Origin of the sequence: Bdellovibrio bacteriovorus, from assembly GCF_041888015.1 — a bacterium.
In the GTDB taxonomy this organism is placed as follows: domain Bacteria; phylum Bdellovibrionota; class Bdellovibrionia; order Bdellovibrionales; family Bdellovibrionaceae; genus Bdellovibrio.
In genome coordinates this window covers 1639263-1665448 of the sequence record NZ_CP168968.1, presented here as the reverse complement: position 1 = coordinate 1665448, position 26186 = coordinate 1639263, and the positions used below count along the sequence as shown (strand labels likewise).

General features: G+C 48.9%; 26 protein-coding genes and 1 tRNA gene. 13 read left to right on the top strand and 14 right to left on the bottom strand.

Going from position 1 to position 26186, the window contains the following annotated elements:
* Positions 1-39: 39 nt before the first annotated feature.
* The gene (locus ACES2G_RS08060) at positions 40-1359 is read left to right on the top strand and encodes a chloride channel protein (protein WP_347358836.1); all 1320 of its coding nucleotides are present in this window, start codon (positions 40-42) and stop codon (positions 1357-1359) included.
* 50 nt (positions 1360-1409) lie between these two features.
* Here ACES2G_RS08060 and ACES2G_RS08055 read toward each other — a convergent pair whose 3' ends face one another.
* Together ACES2G_RS08055 and ACES2G_RS08050 are read right to left on the bottom strand one after the other, a co-directional pair.
* A complete protein-coding gene (locus ACES2G_RS08055) occupies positions 1410-1949 on the bottom strand; it encodes a hypothetical protein (protein WP_347358835.1) in 540 nt (179 codons plus the stop codon).
* 19 nt (positions 1950-1968) lie between these two features.
* Entirely contained in the window at positions 1969-2817 is an 849-nt protein-coding gene (locus ACES2G_RS08050; protein WP_347358834.1) for a hypothetical protein, read from the bottom strand.
* Between the two features lie 165 nt (positions 2818-2982).
* On the opposite strand from ACES2G_RS08050, the gene ACES2G_RS08045 reads away from it, so the two are divergent.
* Genes ACES2G_RS08045 through ACES2G_RS08030 form a run of 4 tightly spaced genes read left to right on the top strand, consistent with a single transcriptional unit; the run spans position 2983 to position 6631 of the window.
* Positions 2983-3567, top strand: coding sequence for a hypothetical protein (locus ACES2G_RS08045; protein ID WP_347358833.1), 585 nt, complete (start codon positions 2983-2985; stop codon positions 3565-3567).
* Positions 3567-4526 carry a formimidoylglutamase gene (locus tag ACES2G_RS08040; RefSeq protein WP_374001785.1) on the top strand — a complete coding sequence of 320 codons (960 nt, stop codon included), beginning with the start codon at positions 3567-3569 and terminating at the stop codon, positions 4524-4526. Before ACES2G_RS08045 ends, ACES2G_RS08040 begins: the two co-directional genes overlap by 1 nt.
* A gap of 3 nt (positions 4527-4529) precedes the next feature.
* On the top strand, positions 4530-5555 hold the full coding sequence (locus ACES2G_RS08035; RefSeq protein WP_374001784.1) for a low specificity L-threonine aldolase: 1026 nt from the start codon (positions 4530-4532) through the stop codon (positions 5553-5555).
* Positions 5552-6631, top strand: a complete 1080-nt coding sequence (locus tag ACES2G_RS08030) for a tryptophan 2,3-dioxygenase family protein (protein ID WP_374001783.1) — start codon at positions 5552-5554, stop codon at positions 6629-6631. The genes ACES2G_RS08035 and ACES2G_RS08030 overlap by 4 nt, the downstream gene beginning before the upstream one ends.
* A 13-nt stretch (positions 6632-6644) precedes the next feature.
* On the opposite strand, the gene thrS is transcribed toward ACES2G_RS08030, so the two are convergent.
* Entirely contained in the window at positions 6645-7892 is a 1248-nt protein-coding gene (gene thrS / locus ACES2G_RS08025; protein WP_374001782.1) for a threonine--tRNA ligase, read from the bottom strand.
* 308 nt (positions 7893-8200) lie between these two features.
* Here thrS and htpG point away from each other — a divergent pair, with 308 nt between their 5' ends.
* Both htpG and ACES2G_RS08015 read left to right on the top strand, forming a co-directional pair.
* The gene (gene htpG / locus ACES2G_RS08020) at positions 8201-10078 is read left to right on the top strand and encodes a molecular chaperone HtpG (RefSeq protein ID WP_374001781.1); all 1878 of its coding nucleotides are present in this window, start codon (positions 8201-8203) and stop codon (positions 10076-10078) included.
* A 201-nt stretch (positions 10079-10279) separates the two neighbouring features.
* Entirely contained in the window at positions 10280-10909 is a 630-nt protein-coding gene (locus tag ACES2G_RS08015; protein WP_374001780.1) for a hypothetical protein, read from the top strand.
* Positions 10910-10931: 22 nt separating this feature from the next.
* On the opposite strand, the gene ACES2G_RS08010 is transcribed toward ACES2G_RS08015, so the two are convergent.
* Together ACES2G_RS08010 and ACES2G_RS08005 are read right to left on the bottom strand one after the other, a co-directional pair.
* Positions 10932-11402 (bottom strand): peroxiredoxin, encoded by a 471-nt coding sequence (locus tag ACES2G_RS08010; protein ID WP_374001779.1) that lies wholly within the window; start codon positions 11400-11402, stop codon positions 10932-10934.
* On the bottom strand, positions 11392-12516 hold the full coding sequence (locus ACES2G_RS08005; RefSeq protein WP_374001778.1) for a hypothetical protein: 1125 nt from the start codon (positions 12514-12516) through the stop codon (positions 11392-11394). The genes ACES2G_RS08010 and ACES2G_RS08005 overlap by 11 nt, the downstream gene beginning before the upstream one ends.
* A 114-nt stretch (positions 12517-12630) precedes the next feature.
* On the opposite strand from ACES2G_RS08005, the gene ACES2G_RS08000 reads away from it, so the two are divergent.
* The gene (locus ACES2G_RS08000; protein WP_347358824.1) at positions 12631-14295 is read left to right on the top strand and encodes an AMP-binding protein; all 1665 of its coding nucleotides are present in this window, start codon (positions 12631-12633) and stop codon (positions 14293-14295) included.
* A 79-nt stretch (positions 14296-14374) separates the two neighbouring features.
* Here the strand turns inward: ACES2G_RS08000 and ACES2G_RS07995 are convergent, their stop codons facing one another.
* Together ACES2G_RS07995 and ACES2G_RS07990 are read right to left on the bottom strand one after the other, a co-directional pair.
* Positions 14375-14761, bottom strand: coding sequence for a high-potential iron-sulfur protein (locus tag ACES2G_RS07995; RefSeq protein ID WP_347358823.1), 387 nt, complete (start codon positions 14759-14761; stop codon positions 14375-14377).
* 175 nt (positions 14762-14936) lie between these two features.
* Complete coding sequence (locus tag ACES2G_RS07990) at positions 14937-15419, bottom strand: MerC domain-containing protein (RefSeq protein WP_374001777.1); 483 nt, start codon at positions 15417-15419, stop codon at positions 14937-14939.
* A gap of 101 nt (positions 15420-15520) precedes the next feature.
* On the opposite strand from ACES2G_RS07990, the gene ACES2G_RS07985 reads away from it, so the two are divergent.
* The gene (locus tag ACES2G_RS07985; RefSeq protein ID WP_374001776.1) at positions 15521-16930 is read left to right on the top strand and encodes a protein adenylyltransferase SelO family protein; all 1410 of its coding nucleotides are present in this window, start codon (positions 15521-15523) and stop codon (positions 16928-16930) included.
* Here the strand turns inward: ACES2G_RS07985 and ACES2G_RS07980 are convergent.
* From ACES2G_RS07980 to ACES2G_RS07970, 3 genes are all read right to left on the bottom strand, one after another.
* A complete protein-coding gene (locus tag ACES2G_RS07980) occupies positions 16921-20022 on the bottom strand; it encodes an efflux RND transporter permease subunit (protein WP_347358820.1) in 3102 nt (1033 codons plus the stop codon). The two genes, ACES2G_RS07985 and ACES2G_RS07980, sit on opposite strands and share 10 nt — an antisense overlap.
* Before the next feature lie 2 nt (positions 20023-20024).
* The gene (locus ACES2G_RS07975; protein WP_347358819.1) at positions 20025-21473 is read right to left on the bottom strand and encodes a TolC family protein; all 1449 of its coding nucleotides are present in this window, start codon (positions 21471-21473) and stop codon (positions 20025-20027) included.
* Between the two features lie 160 nt (positions 21474-21633).
* The gene (locus tag ACES2G_RS07970) at positions 21634-21819 is read right to left on the bottom strand and encodes a hypothetical protein (protein WP_347358818.1); all 186 of its coding nucleotides are present in this window, start codon (positions 21817-21819) and stop codon (positions 21634-21636) included.
* A 349-nt stretch (positions 21820-22168) separates the two neighbouring features.
* Here ACES2G_RS07970 and ACES2G_RS07965 point away from each other — a divergent pair, with 349 nt between their 5' ends.
* Genes ACES2G_RS07965 through ACES2G_RS07955 form a run of 3 tightly spaced genes read left to right on the top strand, consistent with a single transcriptional unit; the run spans position 22169 to position 24030 of the window.
* Positions 22169-23023, top strand: coding sequence for an HNH endonuclease family protein (locus ACES2G_RS07965; protein ID WP_374001775.1), 855 nt, complete (start codon positions 22169-22171; stop codon positions 23021-23023).
* Positions 23020-23706 carry an RluA family pseudouridine synthase gene (locus ACES2G_RS07960; protein WP_374001774.1) on the top strand — a complete coding sequence of 229 codons (687 nt, stop codon included), beginning with the start codon at positions 23020-23022 and terminating at the stop codon, positions 23704-23706. The genes ACES2G_RS07965 and ACES2G_RS07960 overlap by 4 nt, the downstream gene beginning before the upstream one ends.
* A gap of 15 nt (positions 23707-23721) precedes the next feature.
* Positions 23722-24030, top strand: a complete 309-nt coding sequence (locus ACES2G_RS07955; RefSeq protein WP_374001773.1) for a DUF2834 domain-containing protein — start codon at positions 23722-23724, stop codon at positions 24028-24030.
* A gap of 58 nt (positions 24031-24088) precedes the next feature.
* On the opposite strand, the gene ACES2G_RS07950 is transcribed toward ACES2G_RS07955, so the two are convergent.
* Positions 24089-24180, bottom strand: a tRNA-Leu gene (locus ACES2G_RS07950).
* 89 nt (positions 24181-24269) lie between these two features.
* Positions 24270-24662 (bottom strand): hypothetical protein, encoded by a 393-nt coding sequence (locus tag ACES2G_RS07945; RefSeq protein ID WP_347359120.1) that lies wholly within the window; start codon positions 24660-24662, stop codon positions 24270-24272.
* A 307-nt stretch (positions 24663-24969) separates the two neighbouring features.
* On the opposite strand from ACES2G_RS07945, the gene ACES2G_RS07940 reads away from it, so the two are divergent.
* Entirely contained in the window at positions 24970-25392 is a 423-nt protein-coding gene (locus ACES2G_RS07940; protein WP_347359119.1) for a hypothetical protein, read from the top strand.
* Positions 25393-25414: 22 nt separating this feature from the next.
* Here the strand turns inward: ACES2G_RS07940 and ACES2G_RS07935 are convergent, their stop codons facing one another.
* Together ACES2G_RS07935 and ACES2G_RS07930 are read right to left on the bottom strand one after the other, a co-directional pair.
* Positions 25415-25600: a hypothetical protein gene (locus ACES2G_RS07935; RefSeq protein ID WP_347359118.1), complete on the bottom strand. Its 186-nt coding sequence runs from the start codon at positions 25598-25600 to the stop codon at positions 25415-25417.
* 155 nt (positions 25601-25755) lie between these two features.
* Positions 25756-26169 carry a hypothetical protein gene (locus tag ACES2G_RS07930; protein ID WP_347359117.1) on the bottom strand — a complete coding sequence of 138 codons (414 nt, stop codon included), beginning with the start codon at positions 26167-26169 and terminating at the stop codon, positions 25756-25758.
* Positions 26170-26186 lie beyond the last annotated feature (17 nt).

Here is a 26186-nt window from a genome sequence, read left to right as displayed (position 1 = left end):
AAGGTTTTCATCAGCCATCAACGGGAGTAAGGGTTAAACATGACCTTTGCTTCTTTGCGCCAGCACTGGCAAAATATCGCCAATAGATTCGAGTATCAGGATACCCTGCGCCTGGTGCCTTTTCTTATTGCCAGCCTGGTTGCCGCAATCACTTCACTGCTTTACTCACAAGCCTTCTTCTGGAGCGAAGAGGTGGCACTTAAAGTCGTTGAACATCTGCACTGGAGCATTTCTCTTGTTTCAACCCTCACGCTGATTTATCTGAGTTGGTTTTTACCCTATCGCTTTTCCAAACAAGCCGGAGGTAGCGGTATTCCGCAAATGCTGATTGCCAACGAACTTGACCCGGCTTCTGACAAGCCCCTGATTCGCTCTTTGATTGGCATTCGCACTATTCTGATGAAGATCATTGCCTCTATCGCCTGCGTCTTGGGTGGCGGAGCGGTGGGACAGGAAGGCCCCACACTGCAAATTGCCTCTGGCCTCTTCTATCGCATCGGTGAAAAATCCACCAAATGGATCCAGCAAATTTCCATGCGCTCATTTATTCTTGCAGGTGGTGCTTCGGGACTTGCGGCCGCCTTTAACACTCCGTTGGGTGGTATCGCCTATGCTCTGGAAGAACTCAGCCGGGACTACTTCAATAACTTTAAAACTTACGTCATCTGGTCCGTCATCACCACAGGGCTTTTGGTGCAGACCTTTCAAGGCAGCTATCTTTATCTGGGCTTCCCAAGCATTGAGTCCATCAGTTGGGAAACATATCTTTGGGTGATCATCACCTCAGCGTTGACAGGAATTGCCGGTGCCAGCTTTGGTTCTGTGCTGTTTTCCATCCATCAAAAAAGAAAATCCATGACTTCATTTACGAAGCTCAGCGTTCTGAACATCAGTTGCGGCTTTATTTTCTGGCTGTGCATCTATTTCATCAGCAACCACTCCATTGGGGGCGGGAAAACTCTGATCCTGGATTTACTTTTCCGTGATGGTTCCGCGAATGCGCAGGATATTCTGGTGCGCATGGTCGGCCCTTTGCTGATGGCCCTGGCGGGTGCTGCGGGCGGCCTTTTCGCCCCATCACTGACAATTGGTGCCGTGATGGGCTCTTTCATCGCACAGATCGTCTGGCCTCACAATCATCATCTTCTAATCCTGACCTGCATGATTTCATTCCTGTCGGGCTTTATGCAAACCCCTTTCACAGCATTTATTCTGATCTTTGAAATGACCGACCGCCACTCAGCCCTCTTCCCTATGATGGTCAGTGCCGCCATTGCTGTGGGAGCAGCCCGAGTTTTCCACAAAAGATCCTTTTATGAGCTGGTCAAAGAGGACTTCCTGCACCAGCACAAAAAATAAAGGGCCTCCCAAGAGGCCCTTTATTCTTCTTTATTTTCAGCGCGTTTAGACTAGAACACAAAGCCCACTGTTAACATCGGAAACAGTTCATCCTGTTTTAGTTTTTCCATACCCGGCGCGGTGTCGTTCTTTTTGTATTCAATTGAACGATAAGTGAGCTCCACGCCCACAACCAAGGCGCCGGTGATGTTGGTCAGATAACCAAAATCCCCCTGAATACCTGTGCCTTCCTTGTTGTCACCCAGTTCCGCACTGGCCAGATAATGACCTTTCACGTAAAAGCCACTGGAACCCACATACCCAATGGACGCCCCCATGGCGTTACCATCCGTACTGTCAGTATCCTCTTCCGAGTTTCTGACTGTATAGATTCCCCCCAGATAAAGACCACTGCCGCTGAGGTAACCCAGCTTGATATCATAGATGCTGGACTTGGCTTCACTTTTAGTGCCCGGCGTGACCTCCACCGTGGTGTTGTACATAAAGGCATTTGCCGTCACCATCACGCCGCTGGCTGTCGCCGCTTGAGAAATCCCTGCACAGAGGCTTGTCGTCATAACAGCGACCAGGGCAAAAATCTTTTTACTCATTCAGACTCCTATTTTGAGTTTAAGGAACGTCTTTGAGTATATCGTCAGCCACGAGTGATAAAAACTTTTTTTCTAATTCTTCGGATGATAGGGCTGGTGTGGCTTTCAGGCTTAAGGAGGCCATTTCAAGAAGTTGCTTTTTTGAATACTTCCTATCCTCTTGTAATAAGTCGATGAATAGTGCTTCGATCAGGTCCAGTGGTCTTTCTCCCACACTGGAATTCACAGAATTATAGACAAATGCATACATACCTTTGTCTCGCTTTAAAACCGGGTTTGCCCTCGACAAAGTCACAATTTGCAAACTGGGGTTCAACGATAGAACTCCTGGCTCCGCAACACTTTCTCCATCGAAGGGCTGAATCTCAATCCACGCCTGCACCCATTCCCAGTGAGCCAGCTCCAGAATATCCGCCTGACCCGGGAACTTCTGACGAAGAAACCCCACAAAATAGCGCCAGTGATCCTGCAAAAGCCAACTGCTCCACTCCATGTTTTGCAGATATTCATTGCGCAAACGATCCGCCGCAACTCCTAAAGATTCGCGTGTTTTTGGGAAAAGCAGCTCGAACAATCTCCACTGCTCTGCCTGAAACTCAAGGGCCTGCCCCGCCTCCACTTTGAATGGGCGAAGCCATTCCAGCGTACGCAACAACTCGGCATCATAGATAGCCCGCACCTGATCCGGAATCTGCGGTTCGTGGGTTTGCACGATCAGCTTTTTGGACTTCTTTAAGACTTCCAATTGATGACGGCGTAAAGCCCCCACTCCAACAATTTCCACGTCGCGCAGAACGACAACATCCTGGGGCGGAAGGCCCCCATTCCAGGGAAAAAACAAGTGACAGTTTTGGTTCTCGTGGGTCATTTATTTCAATCCTAGAAGAGCACATGGCCAACGAGCAAGAAATGTCGAGTTTTACTCAGTTGTTTCGCTATAAATGCTGCATATTTCGGCAACTGACTCGCGTCGTCAAAAAATGGAGTCGGAATACTATTGACCGGGATATTCTCCCATGAAAAAAGGTGGGGCATGAGAATTCTGCTTTTCGTCCTCATTCTGATTTCAGGATCTGCCGCCTTTTCAGCGCGCCCTCTTTTGGGCACGATTGAACGCGACATTACGGGCAGCTACCTGAGAGCTGATTCTGCTTGTGTTCGTTTCCTGATTGAATCCAAATCTCCAGAGGCCGAATCCAGCATTCGCCGCCTTTCCACAGGTGACTCGGTTACAGCTTCCGGTGTCCTGGATACCGACAACTGTGTGGCGTACATCGAAAGCGTGGATTATGTCGGTTTGAAAAAGATGCTGGGCTACTGGCACAGCACGGATGGCCTTCTGACTGTTCGTGATTTCAACTCTTTGAGCTTCTATCCAATCAGCATCAAAGATTTCCAAAAAGGACAGGATTACACGATCGTTGATCCGATCACGTACCGTTACAGCGTCACACCTTCTACAGGTAAAGACTGGGTGCTGTTCTTGTCTGACGCAACGTCCACCACCTTTGCCACTATCCGCTTCAACAAATCACGTGCTACGATGAAAATCTATGATTCCGAAACGGGCAACGTGACTCGGACTCTTCACCTAAGTAAGTGGGGCGACCTGAAATAATGAGCTGGCTACATTCCATCGACAAACATCTTCTTTTCACCAAAAACGACAAAGAGGATCCGCGTCTCGGTGAATGCGTCCAGCTCCTTGCTAAAGGCGACCTAAGCAAACTTCCAGAATACAATTTCGACTTCGCGATTATCGGCTTTCCTGACGATGAGGGCATTGGCCTGAACGGTGGCCGTGTGGGCGCGCAAGTAGCCCCTCGTGAGATCCGCACTTACCTTTATAAAATGACTCCGCATCTGCAAAGCACCCGTCTGCCGCAGATTCTGGATCTGGGTGATCTGATCGACAAAGAAAAACCTTTGGCCGAACGTCACGAACGCGCACGCGAAACGACTCGCACCCTGGCCCAATCAGGAAAGCGTTGGATTTCTTTGGGTGGCGGTCATGACTATGGTTATTGCGATGGTGCCGGCTTCCTGGATGTTTTCAATGACGACGCCGTTCTGATCAACTTTGATGCTCATATGGACGTGCGCCCGACAGACAAGGGCTTTAATTCCGGCACCCCTTTCCACCGCGTGCTTTCTGAATTCCAGGGACACGTTGATTTCGCCGAAGTGGGCATCCAGAACCAATGCAACAGCCAGGCTCATATCAAGTGGGCAAAAGATCACGGCGCGGAAGTCTTCACCCTGGATGATGTGAACGAACGCGGTTTACAGGACATTTTACAGTCGTATCTTAAGGGCAAAGAAAAAAAGAAAGTCTTCCTTAGCATTGATATTGATGCATTTACCTCCAGCGAAGCTCCGGGCTGCAGTCAGTCCTGGACAACGGGTCTTTTCACGAAAGAATTCCTGCAAAGCTATCTATGGATGATTGAAAACTTCGACGTGCGCGGAATTGGTATTTACGAAGTCTCCCCGCCGTTAGATCAAGACAACCGCACCAGCAAATTGGCTGCCTTGCTTGCACACAATTTTATTTTTGAAAATCTAAAGAAGAGCTAGCTTATGAAACGCGGTTTTGGCAGCGACAACCACGCAGGTATCCATCCTCGCATTCTGGAGTCATTGCTGACTGCGAATACCGAACATGCTCCCGCTTACGGGACTGACGAATGGACCGAAGCAGCCGTTGGCGAGTTCAAAAAACAATTCGGACCGGATGCTCAGGTGTTCTTTGTCTTTAATGGCACCGCTGCGAACGTGACCGCTTTAAGAGCTTTAGCAAAACCCCACCAGTCCGTGTTCTGCTCTGATGTTGCCCATATTCATGTGGATGAGTGTGGCGCGCCGGAATATATGGCGGGCTGCAAACTTTTACCACTACCTTCCGTGAATGGAAAACTTCAGATTGAAACTTTGGAAAAGGCCTTCATCCGTCGCGGAGATCAGCACTATTCCCAAACTCAAGTCTTAAGCCTGACCCAACCGACAGAGCTGGGCACGACCTACTCTGTGCAGGAGCTGAAAGACCTTATTCAATGGGCGAAGGCTCGCAAGCTGTATGTGCATATTGATGGTGCCCGCCTTTCCAATGCCGCCTTCTTCCTGAAAAAAAACTTTAAAGAAATCACGACCGACTTGGGCGTAGATATTGTTTCTTTCGGTGGCACCAAGAACGGCCTGATGATGGGTGAAGCCGTCGTGATTCTGAATAAAGAACTGGCGGCGGATTTTAAGTACATTCGCAAACAATCAGCGCAGCTGCCATCAAAGACTCGTTTTATTGCCTGCCAGTTTGAGGCGTATTTCAAAAACAATCTGTGGCAGGATATCGCAGGTCACTCTTACGAAATGGCTTTGTATCTTTACGAATCCTGTAAGAACATTCCCGGCGTCCGTGTGCGGGAGGTTCCGCAAAGCAACGCGGTCTTTGCGACAATCCCCAGTCACTGGGTGAAGAAACTGCGTGAACATTATTTTTTCTATGTCTGGGACGAAACCACTTTTGAATGCCGTTGGATGACCTCATGGGACACCCAAAAGCAGGACATTGATGGCTTTGTTCAACTACTGAAGGAGCTTTCCCAATGAAATACCCACCGGTGCACTATCATTCTTATCTTGGTCTGGACCCGTTGCTTGATGCGCAACACCCGAAAAGTGTTGAGTACGGAAAACCCGCTCACGACGAATTGCTTTTTATCATTGTCCACCAGACTTATGAGTTGTGGTTCAAGCAAATTATTTTCGAATTGAACTCTGCCCTTTCAACATTCCAAAAGCCTGTCGTGGCGGAAGCGGAAATGGGAATGGCCAGCGCACGCTTAGAGCGCATTGTCAGTATTCTGAAGCTGATCATCGGTCAGATTGATGTCCTGGAAACCATGACGCCGCTGGATTTCCTGGATTTCCGTGACATGCTTTATCCCGCATCAGGCTTTCAGAGTTTCCAATGGCGTTTGATTGAAACGAAGCTGGGCCTGCGCATGGGGGACCGTCTGGCTTATAACCAATCCCCTTTCTATAAATCTTTAAGCGAATCCCAGCAGACCGAGATGCTGGAGATTATGAATCAGCCGTCCCTGCATGATTGCGTGGAAAAATGGCTAGAAAGAACTCCATTCCTGCAAGGTGAAAACTTCAACTTCTGGGAGTCCTACAAAGAAGCTGTGGGCAAAATGTTCCAGGACGACATCAACACGGTAAATAAGAATCCACAACTGACCGAAGAAATTAAAAAGAAAACTGTCGAGGGTCTGGAGCAAACATTGAAAAGCTTCGACGCCCTGTTTGACGAAAAGGCTTTTGAAAAGCTGCGCGCCGAAGGTCAGTTCCGTCTGAGCCACAAGGCCATGCATGCCGCCTTACTGATTCAACTGCACCGCGATCAGCCGATCCTGCAAACACCATTCAGAATCATCCGCGCTCTTTTGGATATTGATGAAACCATGACCACATGGCGCTATCGCCACGCTTTGATGGCGATGCGCATGCTAGGCCAAAAGATCGGCACAGGTGGCTCCAGTGGTCACAAGTACCTTGCCGATGCCACCGGAAAGCATAAAATTTTTGGCGACTTCTTCAACCTGACCACCTTCCTAATCCCAAGGTCTCAGGTTCCGCCTCTACCAAAATCCATCGCCGACCGCATGAGCTTCCATTACTAGGAAAAGGCACCTTTTACCACCGGGAGCTGACTTCCTTTTGCAAGAGTTCCCGCAAATCCCCTCCCGCCATCTTCTGCCGAGAGGGGTCGCCTCGGCGTTGGACGCTGATCATGCCTTCATCGACCTCGCGGTCGCCAATCACAACGACATAACAAGCCTTGCTTTGCCACGCTTCGGCCAGCTTTCGTTGCAGCGATTCCACGCGCTCATCAACCCGCACGCGCAAGAAAGCATTATGTAACATGCTGCGGACTTCTTCTGCCGCTGCCACATGCCGGTCCGCCAACGGCACAATCACCACCTGCTCCGGCGAAAGCCACAATGGCAGCGCCCCTTGATAAAGCTCCACCAACAGGGCCACCATGCGCTCATGCGAACCCAGCGGTGCCCGATGTAAGATCACCGGCCGCTCCTTTTCGCCCGCTTCATTGATGAAGGACAAGTCAAAGCGTTCTGCACTGATGAAGTCCAGCTGAACAGTGGAGGCGCTTTCCTCTTTGCCTTGCACCGACTCAATTTGAATATCGATCTTCGGTCCATAGAAGGCGGCCTCCCCGGCTTCTTCTTCAAACGGCAATCCGCTTTCGATCAAAACTTCGCGCAAAATATTTTCCGCCCACTCCCACTTTTCCGGCATCGAAACATACTTATCCCCACTGCGATCCCACTTGGAAAGTCGCAGGCGATATTTTTTGATACCTAAAATCTGATAGGCCTTCTGATACATTTGCAGAACCTTCAGGATCTCGGCCTTCACCTGCGATTCACGCACATACAAATGAGCATCATTCTGACAAAGCCCCCGCACCCGCATCAGACCGGAAAGCGCCCCCGACCCCTCATAGCGATAGACCTGGCCGTATTCAGCCAAACGCAGCGGCAAATCGCGATAGCTGCGCAATTTGGAGGAAAAAATTCTGTGATGATGCGGACAGCACATCGGGCGCAAACGATAGCGCACACTTTCAAGATCGATGGCGGGATACATGGACTCTTCATAATAAGGCAGATGACCGGACTGAAAATACAAATCCTCTTTGGCGATATGAGGACTGACCACACGCTCGTAACCTGCCAGGAACTCCAGTTCGCGCATTAATTTTTCCAGCTCGTCACGAATCACCACGCCGGCCGGAAGCCACAAAGGCAATCCTGCGCCGATGGCTTCGTCCACTTGGAAGTAATTCAGTTCATGATTTAGCTCTCGATGATCTTTTTGGACATGGCTCACCCCGGCCTGTCCGTTTTTAACAGAAGACATAATAAAACAACTCCTCTGCCAGCATTTTGGGCAGATATAAAAATTTATGAAAATGACATTGGTTTTCTGAGCGAACCCCGACGGGGCCGCAAAAATAAAGCTGTGACCCCTACGGGGTGGTGATGGTGAGAGCTAGAATAAGGTTGGCCGATTGGCTAAAACGCATAAAATCAGACTAACACAAGGCATCCACGAACGACCAATTAGTAATTTTTAGAGCTGCCATAAGTTTTTGACCACCCCGACCTTGCCAAATCCCCGCGAAGACTCACAATTAGAGGGTGTTTAAGCCTTTTGAAGGAGTTTATATGGCCAAGCAGGTGCAAAATTTTAATGCAGAAATCAAACAGCTTCTGGATATTGTGATCCACTCTTTGTACTCACACAAAGAGATCTTCCTCCGCGAACTTCTGTCCAACGCGTCTGATGCTATCGACAAACTCAAATTCAACTCTTTGACTCACCCGTCCCTGTTGCCTGAAAACTGGCAGCCACAAATCCGTCTGGAGCCTAACAGCGAAACCAAGACACTGAAAATCATCGATAACGGTATCGGCATGACCCAAGAGGAAGTGACCGAATTTATCGGCACGATCGCCCGCTCTGGCGCTAAAGCCTTCATGCAAATGAATGCCGAAATGAAAACCAAACCGGAACTGATCGGTCAGTTCGGTGTGGGCTTCTATTCTGCTTTCATGGTGGCAGATCGTGTGACCCTGCACACCCAAAAAGCTGGCTCCAATGATGGTACAGTGTGGGAATCTCAAGGGGATGGCACCTACTCTCTAGACTCTGTTCCACGCCCGGAAGGAACAGGCACGACCATCACGTTGCATATGAAGTCCTTCAAGGAAGAAGACGAAGTTCAGGATTTCACCGACAAGTGGGTTCTAAAATCCCTGGTAAAAAAATACTCCGACTTCATTGCTCATCCGATCAAAATGATGGGAGAAAAAGAAGACGAGACTCTGAACTCGCAAAAAGCCATCTGGCTGAAGTCCCCTTCCGAAATTTCCAAAGAAGAATACAAAGACTTCTATCAGCACTTGACGCAAGACTGGAACGAGCCTTTGCGCACCGTTCACTACAAAGCCGAAGGCACGATGGAGTTCAATGCCTTGCTGTATGTTCCGGGTAAAAAACCTTGGAACTACAACATGCGCGACATGGAATACGGTTTGAGCCTTTACATCAAACGCGTGTTCATCATGGCGGATTGCAAGGATCTTCTGCCACCGTACCTGCGCTTTGTAAAAGGCCTGGTGGACAGCAGTGATTTATCCCTGAATGTGTCTCGCGAGCTTTTGCAACAAGACCGCCAGGTCACGCAGATTCGCAAGAATGTGACAACCAAAGCAATTGCCACCCTGAAGGATCTTTTGACGAAAGAGCGCAGTGCCTATGAAGACTTCTGGACAGAGTTCGGCGCTACTTTGAAAGAAGGCATCCCATCCGATGCTCCTAACAAGGAAAAGCTTCAGGATCTGCTTTTGTTCCACTCCACTTCGTCAGATAAAATGACGACTTTGGATGAATATGTGGCGCGCATGAAAGAAAACCAAAAAGAGATCTTCTACATCACAGGGGATTCTTTGTCTCAGGTGTCCAACAGCCCTTACCTTGAAAAACTGAAAGAAAAAGGTTTCGAGGTTCTGTTGTTGGTGGACCCTGTCGATGAATGGGTTGTTGATGCCATGAATGAATTCAAAGGCAAAAAATTGCAATCCATCATGCGTGAAGGTCTGGACCTAGACACCGCTGAAGAAAAGCAAAAGAAGGAAGAGGAAAAGAAACAGGCCGAAGTTACTTTGAAGCCGGTTTTGGAATCCATGAAAAAGACGTTGGAAAATAACGTCAAAGACGTGGTCCTTTCCGAGCGTCTGACCAACACACCTGCATGCTTGGTGGCATCTTCTGCAGCCCCATCGGCGCACATGCAGAAGTTGATGTCTCAGATGGGTAAAGAATATGCAGGTCAAAGCATCAAACGCATTATGGAGATCAACCCCAACCACCCGGTCTTTGAAAAAATGCTGAAGGCCTCTCCGGATCAGCAGACCAAGTGGGCCGAGATTCTTTATGCACAGGCCTTGCTGACAGAAGGCTCCAACCTGCCTGATCCAGTGAAGTTCTCGCAACAGATCGCAGAACTGATGGTTCAGGCGGCTGACAGCACCAAGCACTAAACACCCCAAAAGCTCCCCGATCCGGGGAGCTTTTTTTTACCTTCGACACACACCAAACGGGTGATATCTTTCGACCCCTCCATTTCGGCGCTGTAATTTCCAACAAAGAAAGATTAAGAGATAGCAAAGGATGTGGGGCCTTTGTATAGAAGAAGCCCGCGGACGGTTAACTTTCCTTAACACCATCCGATCTTCATACTAATGCTGAGATCTTATTTTTATTACTTCACACTATTTTGCGCATTTTTCGCAGCGTCGAAAGACTGTGAAGCGAATCAGAGTGGCCTTTTTCCCAGCACAAGATTCAGCGCCTATCAAAGCATCTATTCTGGCGAACCGGGTAAGTCCTTTGCCGAAACAGCCACCGGCCTGGGCGCCGGAATCACCGTTTTTATGGATGGCAAACGTTTGATTCCTTATTTCGGCTTCAAGGTCGGAAGCATGACGGGAACTCAAACTTTTCTGGATGGCACCGCCGAAGTTTCCAGTTCCTTCAAATACTACAACTCCACCGCAGAGGCGGGTCTTCAGCTCTTTGTGATCGAACGAAAAAAAAGAGGCTTCAATGTCTATTTTTCCGGTGGCGGTGTCTTGGGGTACAATTTCGTGGCCTTAGGAAAAACCGTGGAGCTGCAGAATATTCATCGCAGCGACCAGTCATTCTCAACGGGGTATGCTGCCGGAATCGGCTCTGAGTGGATTCTGACCAGTGCCAACAACAACAAGTGGAACTTCAATTCAGAAGTTCTTTATAAGAGCGAGGGCGCCACACTCTTTAACTCCAAATACGATCTTAGCTGTATGGTCTTTTCGATCGGTCTTGGCTGGTAGCCCTGCTCGCTCTTGCAGAAAGCTAGAGGTCTTTCACAAACTGAAGCATCTCGGCTGCATGCCCCTGAGCTTTGATCTTGCGAAACTCTCCCACCAGCTTTTGATCTTCATCAATAACGAAGGTGCTGCGCTCAATACCCATGACTTTTTTGCCGTACATGTTCTTTTCTTTGATCACATCAAACAATTGGCAAAGCTCTTCTTCCTCGTCGGATAAAAGCTCAAACTTAAAGTCGTACTTGCAGATAAATTTATCATGGGACTTCAAACTGTCGCGAGAAACACCAAAAATCACCGCATTTTGTTTTTTAAATTGCGGCAACAGTTCATTGAACTCAATGCCTTCTGTGGTGCAGCCCGGAGTGCTGTCTTTCGGATAGAAGTACAACACCACTTTTTTCCCCTTCAGACTGGACAGACTCAAAGTTTCTCCACTGGAGGACGGAATTTTAAAATTAGGAACTTTCTTACCCATTTCAATTTTAGCGGCCATGCGGGGCTCCTTCTACTGGTTCAATTTGCTGTGGTATCGGTTGTGGAATCGGTTCAGGAACAATCATGGACGGGTCTACGTCGCCTTCCTGATGATGTTGCTCTTGTGGCGGGGCTTCTCCTTCCGGCCAGCCATCAGCGCCCGGTTCTACAGGTACGGACTCAACCCCCTGTGGCTGCCCTTGCTGCTCTCGCTGCAACATCACATCCGGATCAACACCACCCGGAAGATCCCGCGACGGTGGCATGCCTAAATTAGGATTGCCACCACTGACGGGCTCCAACGGCCGGCTCCCCCCCGGCTTTGTCGGAACAACGGCAGGGGTTGGCGTTGCCACCACGGGCGGCGCTTCTGGTGCATACAACTCGGTTTCCAAAACCGTGATCTTGCCTTCCATCGGAACGTCCGCTTCGATCTTGCGAATGTCGGTCAGATTTTCATACACTTTCCCGCGCAGTTTGATCAAATTCTTTCCGGACTTCTGATAGTCATACACATCCAGACGAATCATTTGCTCTTTCGTTCGATCCTGCGCCCAGTCCTTGCAATTCAGGCTTTCCAGTTTTTCTTTACCGCGCAACGAGCACTGAATCTGCTTGTTCAAGATCCCTGCGCCCAAACCCAAAACCTCCTGAAGATGGTCTGGATAGAAGACGATATTCAGCTCGCCTTCTTTGGGAACATCAAAACTGGCAAGACGTTTGGCCTCAGACTTTTCACTGCACTTTTCAAAGATATCGCCTTTTTGTGGATACCCTACCAAACCCAGAATATCGCGCTTCACTAAATAGCGATCGCACCGGAACAAAGACTTGTTCGTCAGCTTGATGTTTTGTGAAGACAACAAAGCTCTTTGCGCTTTTCCAAAAGGAGATTTGCCAATGGGAGGGCGCGCCGCGGTCAAAACCCACCAAGCTTCACGGTGAATACCATCCGCCTCAGCCAGATAGCGCACCATCCATTCCAGACTTTTATCTTTATTCGCAGCTTCTTCTGCCTTCGGAGTAAGCACTTTGACGGTTTTCTGAAGCGCAGGCGCTGACGTTTCCTCTTTCTTTCCGAAACAGGAGGTCAGAAGCAGCACAGCAACAAAAAACAGACGGCGAAGTTTCATATCACCAGTTTTGCAAATAGGCCCTGTGAAAACAAGAATTTACTTTACCTCTCTTGAATCTTTACTCTAAACTTTCAGAGAATCAAATTGATGCAACTTTAGCAGGAGGTCTCCATGGAAAGAATTTGGCTCAAGAACTACCCAAAAGGCGTTGCCCACGAGGTGGATCTGACACGTTACGGCTCCTTGGTGGATGTCTATGAAGAAGCCATCCGCAAATTCAACTCCAAAAAAGCCTTCACCAGCATGGGAGTCAGTCTCACCTTCTCAGATCTGGACAAGAAGGTGGATCTGTTTGCGTCTTTCCTGCAAAATGAACTGAAACTGAAAAAAGGCGATCGTATCGCTATTCAGATGCCAAACCTTTTGCAATTCCCGATCGTTGCTTTCGCGGCCTTGCGCTCAGGACTGATAGTCGTAAATACAAACCCGCTGTACACGGCAAAGGAAATGCGTCACCAGTTCAAAGACTCTGGCGCCAAAGCCATTGTCATTCTGGCCAACTATGCTCACCTTCTGCAAGAGATCATCAAAGACACTGACATCGAAAGCGTTGTTGTCACCGAAATCGCAGACCTCTTCCCGACACCAAAAAGAATTTTGGTAAACTCTGTTGTTCGCTATATCAAAAAAATGGTTCCAGCCTACAGCATTCCTCAAGCCTACTCGTTCCGTCAGGCACTGGAACTGGGGGCCATGAAGCCATCTTCGAAAGTTCCAACCAATCAGGAAGACATCGCCTTCCTTCAGTACACCGGGGGCACTACCGGCGTGGCCAAGGGTGCCATGCTGACCCACAGAAATGTTATGGCAAACATGCTGCAGATCTGCGACTGGATGACGCCAAAACTGCGTGAAGGTGAAGAGGTCGCTATTGCTGCCTTGCCGATGTATCACATCTTCGCACTGACGCTGAACTGCCTGGGCCTGCTGCGCTATGGAAGTGAAAACGTTCTGATCACAAATCCAAGGGACATTCCTGGATTTATCAAAGAACTTAAGAAAACGCCATTCACCCTCATGGCGGGTGTAAATACATTGTTCAATGCTTTGATGAACAATCCGGAATTCACAACCATTGATTTCAGCCGCGTGAAAGTCAGTGTCGCAGGCGCGATGACTTTACAAAAGCCGGTGGCCGAAAAATGGATGGAGCTGACAAAATCCGTGATCGTGGAAGGTTATGGCCTAACCGAAGCTTCTCCGGTTGTGTCCTGCAACCCGATTGATGGCACAGACCGCGTGGGCAGCATTGGTTTGCCGTTCCCAAGCACGGACATCATGCTGGTCGACGACGACGGTAAAGAGGTTGCTTTGGGCGAACCGGGCGAACTGGTCTGCCGTGGTCCTCAGGTGATGGCGGGTTACTGGAATCGCCCGGATGAAACCGCACTAGTCCTCAACGACGGATGGCTAAAAACCGGCGACATCGCCATAGCCGATGCTGATGGGTTCTTTAAGATCGTGGATCGCAAAAAAGACATGATCCTGGTTTCCGGCTTCAACGTTTATCCCAACGAAGTGGAAGAAGCTATCGCGTCCCACCCAGGGGTTTTGGAGGTGGCGGCCATCGGTGTTACTGATGAACACTCCGGAGAAATCGTTAAAGCGGTGGTGGTAAAAAAAGATCCGAACCTGACAGCGGAAGACGTGATCGCGCATGCACGCAAGAGCTTGACGAACTACAAAGTGCCTCGTCTGGTTGAGTTCCGCACTGAGCTTCCGAAAACAAACGTCGGAAAAATCCTGCGCCGTGCTTTACGCGACAATCAAAAATAATAAGTGAACAGACTGAAATAAAAAACCCTGATAAGAATTCTTATCAGGGTTTTTTATTTCGTCAGAATGAAAAAAACGACTACGCTTTTTTATTCCAGGAAGCACACCAGCCTTGGCCGTAAACCAATTTACCTGCGAAGATAGTGCAAGTGCCAACTTCTTTACCGTTACGCATTTCTTTTTTAGCGTAGAAACCGCAACCCATACAGTCGTTGCCTTTGGCTTCTGGAGCTTTTTTGAAGTCCTCAACGTATTTTACAGCTTTTGCCACAGAGTCGTTTGGATCAACCATTGGCATACCACCAGCCGCTGCGCCACCCGCTGCCGGAGCGCCACCACGCTTTTTCTGAGCTTCAGCCGTGGAAGAGAAAACAGCAGACAAAGCCGCTGGTGCAACCACAGCAACGCCAGTGATCTTTGCAAGAGTTGAGAAGAAACCGCGACGGTTCATTTTAGTTTCGATCATAGATGCCTCCATCATTTAGTTTTCTACTAAACACTACTACTTTTCACTTGGTTTTCAATTGGAAAACATGAAAAAGCATGCGATGGCGCATAATATTTAATGCTAACATATTAAAATCGCAGCAGAATGCCACATCCCCTGCCACAAAAAGTTGCATTGACTGGCGTTCGATATACTACTTTGGGCGAGCCGGCTCGTGCTTATGACATAGGCAGGCGCGGCGATTTAGAATATGGGCAGTAATTAGCAGAATACTGCCGGCGATCGTCACCACGTCATGCTCCATCACTTCCACCCACTCATGAGGCAAAACAGAGGCCCCAGCCACCATCAAAAGACCTAATACACCCAACGCAAAGACACGCGTCTGCTTGTGGTGTTTATACCCCGACCAGAAGGCAAAAAGCCCCACAGGCAAGATAACCACCGCCATCGTCAGATGCACCCACTCCGAATGGAAAAACTCTCCCATAACAGGAAGCAACAACACCAGAAGTGGAGTCGCCAGGCAGTGAATTGCACACAAGGAAGACAGGAAGATTCCCACGCGATCCCAATTCTCCGTTTTTTCAGCGAACTCCTCGTGCTGAGTATGATCCACTTCGCAGCAGGAATGTTGATGAGCTGATGAGGGTTGGGTAAGAGTTTGTTCGTCCACGCAAGACCGCCTTTGGTGAGTTGGTTTTCTCCTAAATGCAAGTCACTGTCAACTAGAATAGACCCTCTTGCGTTTGAGGATGGAAAAGAAGATAAGGGGTCATGACATCCTTTGTACCTCCTATTTATGAGCTTGGCCCTGATTTTTACGACGAAGTGCCGCCTGCCCAGTTTCCTCAGGCTATTTTGCGCTATCGCAACCAGGATGCCGCCGAATCCGTCGGCCTGGGCCATCTCACGCCTGAGCAATGGCAAAATCATTTTTGGAAGCTTGAAAGCCTGCCTCAGAACATCAAAGCGCCCTTGGCATTGCGATACCATGGCCACCAGTTTCGCAGTTACAACCCGGATCTGGGGGATGGACGTGGGTTTCTTTTTGCGCAGCTTCAGGCGGGATCTCGCCTTTTAGATCTGGGGACCAAGGGCAGTGGGCGCACTCCTTATTCGCGCGGTGGCGATGGGCGACTCACTTTAAAAGGAGCCTTCCGGGAAATTCTGGCCACAGAACTCCTGCAATCTTATGGCGTCAACACCAGCAAAACATTCTCTGTCTTTGAAACTGGCGAAAGCCTGCAAAGACATGACGAACCCTCACCGACCCGCGCAGGAGTCTTAGTACGACTCAGTCACAGCCATATCCGCTTTGGAACCTTTCAACGTCTGGCCTTCTTGGATCAGCCACAGAATATCAAAAAGCTCCTGCAGTACTGCGTAAAGTATTTCTACCCATCTCTCGGGAGCCTTGCTGACACAGAACAAGCCACCGCTTTCCTGCGTGAAGTGTGCTATGCTTCAGCCAAAACCGTGGCCGCCTGGATGATGGCGGGCTTTGTTCATGGAGTTCTAAATACGGACAACATGAATATCACGGGTGAAAGTTTTGACTATGGCCCTTACCGTTTCCTGCCCGCCTATGATTCGGCATTTACGGCCGCTTATTTTGATCAGACCGGCCTTTACTGCTTCGGACGCCAGCCCACTGCCGTATTGTGGAATCTGCATCAACTGGGAGCCGCACTGAAAGTCGCTTTCCCAAATCTGCCAGTTGAAGAAATCCTTGAGGACTATGGTGATGCATTCAACTTCGAGGTTCAGCGAAGACTTCTATTGCGATTAAATCTGCACAACCCGTTGGAAGAAGGCGCTGCAATTTATGATCTGAATGCCGAATTGGTGACTCATCTTTTCCAGTTCCTGGATCAGGAAAAAGGACTGTTTGAACAGACGCTGTATGATCTGCATTCCGGCGCCATTGAAGAACGCCTGTCGCGATCCCCCCAGAAAGAGCTTTACCAGAAAGAGTCCTTCAAAAAACTACGCGATTCCCTGTCTTACTTTGAAGTCGCTGACACGTTGAGGGCACAACATCCCTACCTGCAAACGGGCACGGCTTGCTCTTTGATTATTGATGAATTGGAAGCACTGTGGAAGCCCGTCGCCGAAAATGACGACTGGGCTCCGTTTGAAAGGAAGCTTCAGCAAATCCGAAGCTTCCGGGGACTTTACGGCTGATAGCCGGTGATGCGGGCCAGTTTCGCACGGAACCAGGCCTTGAAGTCTTCAACGAAACCAAATGCCGCTGGCACGATCAAAAGTGTCAACAAAGTTGAACTGATCAAACCACCGATGATGGCCACACCCATGGATGTTCTCATCGCCGAAGCTTCATTCAGACCAATCGCGATTGGAATCATACCCGCGATCAACGCCAAAGACGTCATCAGAATCGGGCGCAAACGCGTGCGGCAGGCTTTGATGATGGCTTCGTTACGAGCCATGCCTTCGTGAATCAGATGGTTTGTATAATCCACCAACAAGATCGAGTTCTTCGCCACCACCCCTAAGAGCAGCACTATCCCGATCAGCGAGAAGATATCAATCGTCTTACCAAAAATCAAAAGTGCCAGGAACGCCCCGGTCATCGCCAGCGGCAAAGCCAGCAAGATCGTAAATGGAGTGATAAAGCTTTCATACAAGCTAGCCAGAACCAGATAGATGAACGTGACCCCCAGGAAGATTGCCAGCAACATGTTTTCAATCAGCTCTTTAAAGTCATCGGCCTGCCCCTGGAAGCTATAATCAATTCCTGCCGGAGGTTGGATTTCATTCTTAATGATTTTTTCAATCTCTGCAGAAATTGTTCCCAGTGCCCCACCCTTGGCAAGATTTCCGGAAATCTGGATATAACGACCTTTATTCTGGCGGTTGATCTGCGAGAATCCCGATGCGTTTTCTCCTTGTGCCACTCGTGAAAGCGGAATCATGTTGTAGTTCGCATTCGGAACAGATGTGGAAGCAAACTGTGTGCGCAGATCCCGGTACATTTCCTCAAAGCGCACGCGGATTTTATAGTCGATCCCACCTTCACGGTAAATCGCCTGTTCATTTCCTTCCGTACGATTACGAAGCTCCGCCCCGGCAGTGACTGTGGAAACCCCCAAGGCTTCGGATTTCGCACGATCAAACACCACATGGAATTCCGGTTTTCCGGAACGGAAGTTGGTATCCACATCCACCAGACCCGGAATTTTCTTGAAGCGTTCGACCAGCTTGGTCGCGTACTGGTTTAACTGCTCCAGATCCTCACCTTGAATATTGACGTTCAAAGGTTTTTGACCCGAGTTCACCGCATCAATGTCACCCAACGACACCGTCGCTTCCGCCGCAAACTGTGGAAGCTTCTTACGCAAAGACTCCTTATAGTCTGTGGTATTCATGCTTCGATGTTTTCTTTCAACCAGGCGAATGAAGATAGAGCTCTTGTTGGACTCGTTGTTCGTATTCCCAACAATCGTCATAATCATATCCACGGCCGAGTCCTTATCAAACAAGGCCTCTACCTTTTCTGTGAATTTGCTGGTCGCCATCAAAGAAGAACCCACCGGCAACTCGATATTCACCATGAACTCTCCATTATCCGGAGACGGCAGGAAGGTGGCCGGAATAAATGCCAAAGTCCCCATGGACATCACAAAGATCACAGCCCCACCCGCCAGAACCTTTTTCGGATTCCCCAGCGTGAATCTCAGTGCCTTTTCATACCAGTTTTCAAGCCAGGTCTGGAAGCGGTCAAAGCCCGCCAGCATACGGCCCACGATGCCATCGCCTTTGACGTGCTCATTCGGGTGTGCCATGTACGCAGACAGCATTGGCGCCACGGTGAACGCATCAAACAACGAAATCAACATTGTAAAGACGACAGTCAAACCAAACTGCTTGAAGAACTGCCCCACAATACCTTGCAGGAAAGAGATTGGACCAAACACCGCAATTACAACCAATGTTGTTGCAACAACGGCCATGGCCACTTCCTTGGTTCCATCCAAAGCGGCGTCTTTAGGTTTTTTACCCATTTCCAGATGGCGGAAAATATTTTCCCGCACCACGATGGCATCATCGATCAGCAACCCCACCGCCAGCGACAAAGCCAGCAAGGTCATCAGATTGATGGTAAAGCCCATCGCATACATGATCACAAAACCACCCAGAAGCGAGTTCGGAAGCGCCATCGCCGTGATGAAGGTCGAACGGGCTGACCCCAGGAAGAAGAACACCACGATCACGCACAGGATGATACCGATAATGATGGATTCTTTCACATCATATACATTCAACTGAATCGGACGAGACGTATCGCGAACCATCGTCACAGATCCCTTCATGCCTTTTTCTTTCAGCATGGCATTGACCTTTTCGATGTTCTTTTTCACAGCTTCCGATACTGCCACAGTATTGGCCCCACGCTGTTTATAGATATTCATCAACAACGCGCGCTCTCCGCGAATGCGGCCCATGGTTTTCTGATCTTCAAGACTTTTCACGACACGACCCACATCCTTAATTAGGATGGCCTTGTCCGAACCCACGAAGTTGACGTTCACGTCCTCGATCTGCTTCAGGGATTCAAACTCCCCGTTCGTACGCAGGGTGGTTTCGTCTTTATGGTTTTCAATCTTACCAATGGGAATATCCTTGGACGTGTCGATCACACGCTGTGACACCTGCAACATGGAAATCTTACGATCCTGCAGCCTGTTCTTATCAACAAGAACGTGGATTTCCTGCTTGCGCCCCCCAAAGATGTCCACCTGTCCAACGTCCTTGATTCGCTCAAAACGCGGCTTGATGGTTTCGTTGGCAAGGTCATAAGCAGCGCCTTCGGGCAAATCAGAAGTCACTGCCAAAGTCACAATCGGCTGATCGGCCGGATCAAAGCGACGAATTACGGGCTCATAAATATCCGCCGGCAAATCCCGACGGATGTTGCCAATACGGTTACGCACCTCTTGTTCGACTTCTTTGATATCTGTTCCCAACTGGAACTCGACCACGATGATCGCCACCCCATCCAGATTGTTCGAAGTCAGGGTTTTAAGACCGGAAATACTTCCGACTTCATCTTCAATCAGTTTTGAAACCTGCTTTTCCAGATCCAGCGGCGACGCCCCCGGATAAGTCACCTGCACAAACAGAACCGGGAAGGTCACGTCCGGAAACATATCCACGGGCATCTTGCGCAAAGAAAACGCGCCCAGAATCAGCATCAGAATCACGATACAGGAGATAAAAATCGGTCTTCGAATCGACAGACTCGGTAAGTTCATAACTAGTTCCCTTCCCCGCTTTTGCCTTCATCCACAGCCACAAAAAGGCGTGCCTGGGCTTCCATCTTTCTTTGTTCAGACTTAAGCTTGGTCAAATTTAACTCTGCATCGGCAGCATCTTCTTCGGCATTGATTACATTGGCAGTGATCGAACGGCCTTTATTAAACAAGTCCGCCTGCGCTTTCGCCGCATCCGACTGCAATCGGGCGATCTGATTTGCCGCTTCGATGCGTTTGCTCATCTCAGAATAACGACGGTTGATTTCAATCCACGCGCTTTCACTGTCGAGCATCTTTCTTTCACTTTGCAGCTTCGCGGCCAGCGCATCTTTACGAGCCGCCGACTGTGCTGAGCCCTTCACGTCCGTGTCGAACATGTACACCAGATTCAAACCCACTTTCCAGGTTGGAAGATTCGTATCCGTCCATTTGGCAGTGGCGTCCGGCATGGCCTTATCCGGTTGGAAGTTATTGGTGTTATAAGCCCCTGACAAAACCAGATCCGGACGATAACCATCTTCAGTTTCTCTCGCCACCAAAGACATCGCCTTGGAATTTAAGGATGCCAGATAAGCATCCAGCGCCACCACACGACCACTTTTGCCATCAACCAGGGAATTCAAGGTGCGCGTTTGGGAAATATTCCCCGTGATCTCTGGAATGGTTTCCGAATCTCTCAGTTCCATGTAATCCCGGATTTTTCTTTTTGCCCCGGCCATGTCATCTTCCGCTGAGATCAATTGCAACTGGCGCGCAGACACCAATGCCTGAGCAGAAAGCAAGTCCGCGCGATCACTGATGCCGTCATTCACACGACGACGCGTCCAGGATTCGATACGACGAGCCCGTTCCAACGAAGCCCTGCCAATGCGCAGATTTTCATTTTGATAGACGTAATCCCAGTACGCCGCTTCGGCATCGACCAACAACAATTTCTTTTGCAGGTCATACTTGCCAACTTCCGCGGCGGTCACCGCATCCTGACGCTCCCAACGAAGGCGTGTGGCATTTCCAAATGAATCCTTCCACAAGGACTGACTCAGACCCACACCCAAGCTGCCATAGGCAAATCTTGAAAAAGCCGGATTCAACAAAGCCCCATCATTGTCGACTTCACTGGCATTGGCAGAAACACTGACATCTGTTCCTGTCGAAAAACGTTTCATCAGTCCCAGCTTCAGATCCTTCGCCGTGGTCTGAGTTCCACCCAACTGCGCAAACTGCCCTAAGGGGCTTTTGTCGTTAAGATAACTCAACCCCGCTGTGAATACCGGAACCAGCTCGATGTCACCGGCGGTTTTGCGATCCTCTGCAGCTTCCTTGGAAACTTCGAAAGCCTGGACAGTTTTATTTTTTTCAATAACGACTTTAAGATATTCCTGAAGATCTATAGAGAAGACCTGAGGATGCCACGCCAACACCAAGAGTCCGAAAAGGGCGCCCTTTTTCATGTCTAAAATCCCTTCTGATATGGAAGTATAACAACCAAAAAGTAATTTAGGGCCCTATTCAAAGCAACGGATTATTCGGAGGCAACGGGGGTGCATAAATAAAGAAAGGCCCAAGGATTTTCCTTGAGCCTTTTCGAACGACCTATCTTGGATCTGCCGACTATTTAGATTCGGAAGATTCTTTGCAGTCCCCGCAGCTTTCTTTCTTCATGCCGCACTCTTTACCAGAGCACTCGGACTTTTCAGCCTTGGCGCCGCCACAACCACAGTTCTCATGTTTGTGCGCTTTGTGGGAACACGCTGCCAAACCAAATACCAAAACAGATGTAAGCAAAAGCATTTTCATTAGATGCACTCCTCTTTATACTGAGCCTTCAGCTTAACGACACCACCTGCTTCTTCGCAAGAAAACCCCGGAACAGCCCCCTTGAACTAGCCTCATTGAACCTGCGCGGGGTGCCATTCCACGTCTCAGTGCTATAATTTTTCTGCAGTGAGAAAGCCAAAAACCATTAAAATTGCGCAAAGTTACGGCATTTTGACGTCTCTTTAGGAACTTAATGCACGGCATACAGATCGAACCAAATCCTGACGAATTGTTTTGTTGAAACTGCCCACGTTCTGGGGCTTAATGGGTCCAATTCGCGGAGGGGGACCCGAGAATGACACTCTTTAAAATGATTAAAGGGAATAGAATGAGTTTGCTTGTGGCCATGTTTATGGTCACTGTCGTGGCAACGCACTCTTTCGCCGCCACCGCTGCTCCCGCACCCGCTCAAGAATTTTTCACCGTCGATGAAGAAAACCTAGAAGCAGATACAACCCGCCGAAATGAATACTCTTTTGTGGAGTACTCACCAGAACTTGGCCCGTCCCAGTTCATCCAAGCGGTTAAAAAGCTTGTCGTGAATCTTTTAAAGTGGACTCTGCACGAAGAAGCTCCACCAGCTCCTGAAGAAAAATACATGCGTAAACTGCACTTTGGCCGTTGGATCAATGACCCGACGGATGACACCTGCATGAACACCCGTGCAAAAGTTCTGGTTCGCGACTCCAACACCGATGTGACCTACAGAGGTAGCAAACAGTGCGTGGTAGAATCCGGCCACTGGAACGACCCATACGCTGGTAAAGAAGTCGTTGTTGCCCGCGAAATCCAAATCGATCACATGGTTCCACTAAAAAATGCTTACCTATCTGGTGCTTGGCAGTGGGACTATAAAACACGCTGCTTGTACGCCAATTATATGGGCTACAAAAACCACCTCGTTTCGTCTGATGCCAGCCAGAATATGTCTAAAGGGGATCGCGCCCCAGACCGCTACTTGCCAAGCAATCTTCCTTACCGCTGCCAATATATCCGCGACTGGTTGGCGGTGAAACTGATCTGGAAACTGAACATGACCATGGACGAAGTTCAGGCCATTCATGAAGTCGTAAACAACTACGGCTGTAAGGTTTCTGACTTCCGCTTCACGAAAACAGAACTTGAGAAACAGCGTGAATTCATCAACGCCAATCTTGATTTCTGCATGATCAATAAGCGATGAGCTTTGAGATTCTCTTTGAGGACGACTACTTCCTAGCCGCAGCCAAGCCTGCGGGCCTTCCCTCTCAACCGACGGTCGACAAAAGCCGCCCGGACTTCTTCACCGCTTTAAAACAGCAGTTGCAACAGGAACGCGGCAAGGACTTCTATCTGGCCTTGCATCACCGCTTGGATCGCGACACTTCGGGCGTGATGATCTTTGCCAAAACCAAGGACGCCAACGAACCCCTGGCGGATCTATTCAAACTGCACCGCATTCAAAAGACCTATCTGTGCCTGACCAAGCGGACGCAAAAAGCCGCCGACGCCTGGGAGGTCGAAAACCATCTGGCCGAAATGCGGGATGCAAAACTGAAGAAAATGAAAATGGTGCGGGTGAACTCTGGCGGCGACAAAGCCCATACACTATTTAAAAAACTAGAGGTCTTTCCGACCGCTCTTCTGGTGCAAGCCCAACCCCTGACAGGACGTATGCACCAGATCCGTGTCCATCTGGCAGATCGAGGCATGGGAATTTTTGGGGATGATATCTACCAAGCACCGAAAGAACCCAAAGCTCCTAGACTGATGCTGCATGCACATTCTTTGGTGTTCGTGCATCCGTTTACTCAGCAACAAGTGCGTATAGAGTGTGCAGTTCCTGAGGATATGCAGGCATTTATAAAGACTCTAACTCAACAATAAAAAGAATGGTGCCCTATGCGAAAAATATGGATTCTCATTGCTGTTTTGGGGACGGCCGTCCCATTCTACTACCTCGTTCCGTTCTTTATGGAACATGGAGCAAATACGTCTCTTTTTGTAGAGCTTCTGTTTGCAAACAGTATATCCAGATTTTTTGCAGTCGACCTGATCATCTCGTCAATGGCGTTCCTTTTATGGTCGTTCTTTGATTCCAGGAAGAACAATGTCAACGGTTGGTGGATGGTTCTCGTCGCCAATTTTCTCGTAGGTTTGTCATTAGCGTCAACACGAAGGCAAAAGAATAGCATCGAACCACAAATCTAACTAAATTTATCGGTCATTAACAAGAGCGAGGACTGTCTGAAGCGCAAGAGAGAAGGAATGGTGCCCCGGGCCGGAATTGAACCGGCACGCCCGTTTAAACGAAGCCCAGGATTTTAAGTCCTGTGCGTCTACCAGTTTCGCCACCGGGGCACGCGAAGAACAACTCAATCATTTCTACCAACAAACGTCAATAGTTGCTTCAACGCTTTCTTACCATGAATAAGAAACAGGCATAACAATCAATCCCGCTGGCAAGCTTTAGTGGATTCCCTAAGCCAAGTATCCCCTTCAGCCACCATTTTTATGGTATCGCCATCACGATAAGGCCAACGTGAAATTTTGAATGTGCCGTCGACAGGCCCAAGAATCAACTGATCAGGCTGAATCTCCTTTACAGAGCAGGCACTACAGCTACTTTTTGTCTCGCCCAGAAAAGGAGTGTATCGATTGATTTCGTATGAAAGTGCACCGGAGCAATAGATATTCAGCCGAGATCCCGATGCCGAATGCCATTCACCGATCAAATTCTGTGATTCAAGCTCTGCTTTAGAAGCAGTATGGAAAATGGCACAAGCATTTAATAGCAGCAAAGGCAGTAACCATAAAAAACCGAGTCTTCTTTTTGAAAGCAAAGCAATTCTCCATACTCGAGGCGAGCAGTAACGCAATTTCCTGTAAAATTCTAAGAGTTACAAACTTATCCCAGTTAATCTCCACTGTATAAGCAATTCCGGTGCAAGAAGCGATGGCCTTGCACGAAAAGACCCGTGACTCAAGGAGCCAAACCTCCAGCACTGAGCTGTGCTGGTGAACGCTTCTGGCTCAGGTCCTTGATCGCCGGTGACAAGAGCGGTATTCGCTACTCAAGGAAACGGAAACAAGATACTTTCAGTACATGAAACTCTTTCTCTCCTCGTACCATAGTTGATGGAGATCGCATTGAAAAATTCAGTTAGCAAAATCAGCAGCTTTTTGACAACTAAAACAGTTTTTCTCTTCGATGGCATCGGAGCCATCCTCAGCCTTCTGTTCACAGGCCTGCTTCTTCCCATTTTTTATGAACAGCTGGGCTTACCTCGTTCTATTCTATACTGCCTGGCTCTTTTTCCTTTTATCTATGCCATCTTTTCTTTGAGTTGTTATTTCCTGCCAAAAAAAACTGCCCGCTGGATGTTGAACACTGTTATTGGAGCCAACTCCGGCTACTGCATCCTCTCGGGGGTTCTTCTTCTTACCTATCCCGGCATTACAATCTGGGGACAAGCCATCTTATCTGCCGAAATTCTGGTCGTCCTGGCAGTCGTCACCATTGAGGCGAAGGTCCTCAAACAGCTTTACAAGCTTGAGAGCTCTCCATCCTAAACACAACCGCAGGTCCAGATTATTAGTGCGCCTTGCGACGTGTGCTCTTCACTTTCTTACCAGCTCCTCCGGTTTCCTTATTCACCGTGGCCCAACCGATCTGCGCCGCTCGCTTAGCGGAGTATCCCTGCTTCTTCGCGCTTTCCTCAATATGGTGAGCCATCCGCTTTTGCTTAGGAGTGTATTTTTCTTTCGATCCACGTGGCATAAGAACCTCCTTGTTCACGCTTTCAGTATACGCCCCTTTGCTGCAGAAGACCTCTTTATTAGCAACAGCACAGCTTCGCTATGCTTCTGAGCAGATAAAAAAACCCCGGGGTTCCCCAGGGTTTATAAGAAATTAACGTGCTGTTAAATGAGGAATCAAAGAGCTGCGCACAGATCCTTCATTGCCTGGGCCGAGCACTCCCAAGTTTTAGAGCTTACCGGAGCACCCTCTTCATTCAAATAGCTCACTGTTCCTGCTTGAACCTCGGACTCACCTTGAGCCTGGAAGTTCAACAAAATGGTTTCGCCCAGAACCGACTTGGCAAAAACCTGGACCGCGGTTTGGTTCTTGTCACAAACGGCCTTCGTAATTTCATAACCATAAGGGCGGATGCCGTAAGGGATATGACGATCCATGATCAACAGGGATTCTTGAGCATCAACAGAAAGATGCAAATAAGTTTGAAAGATATCAAAGGAATACCAGACACGACACAAATTCTGGCGCGCTGCCTGAGCCACAGAAACCTGGGAAAGCAATACCAACAACACAATCATCAGCTTTTTCATTTAAGAGTTCTCCAATA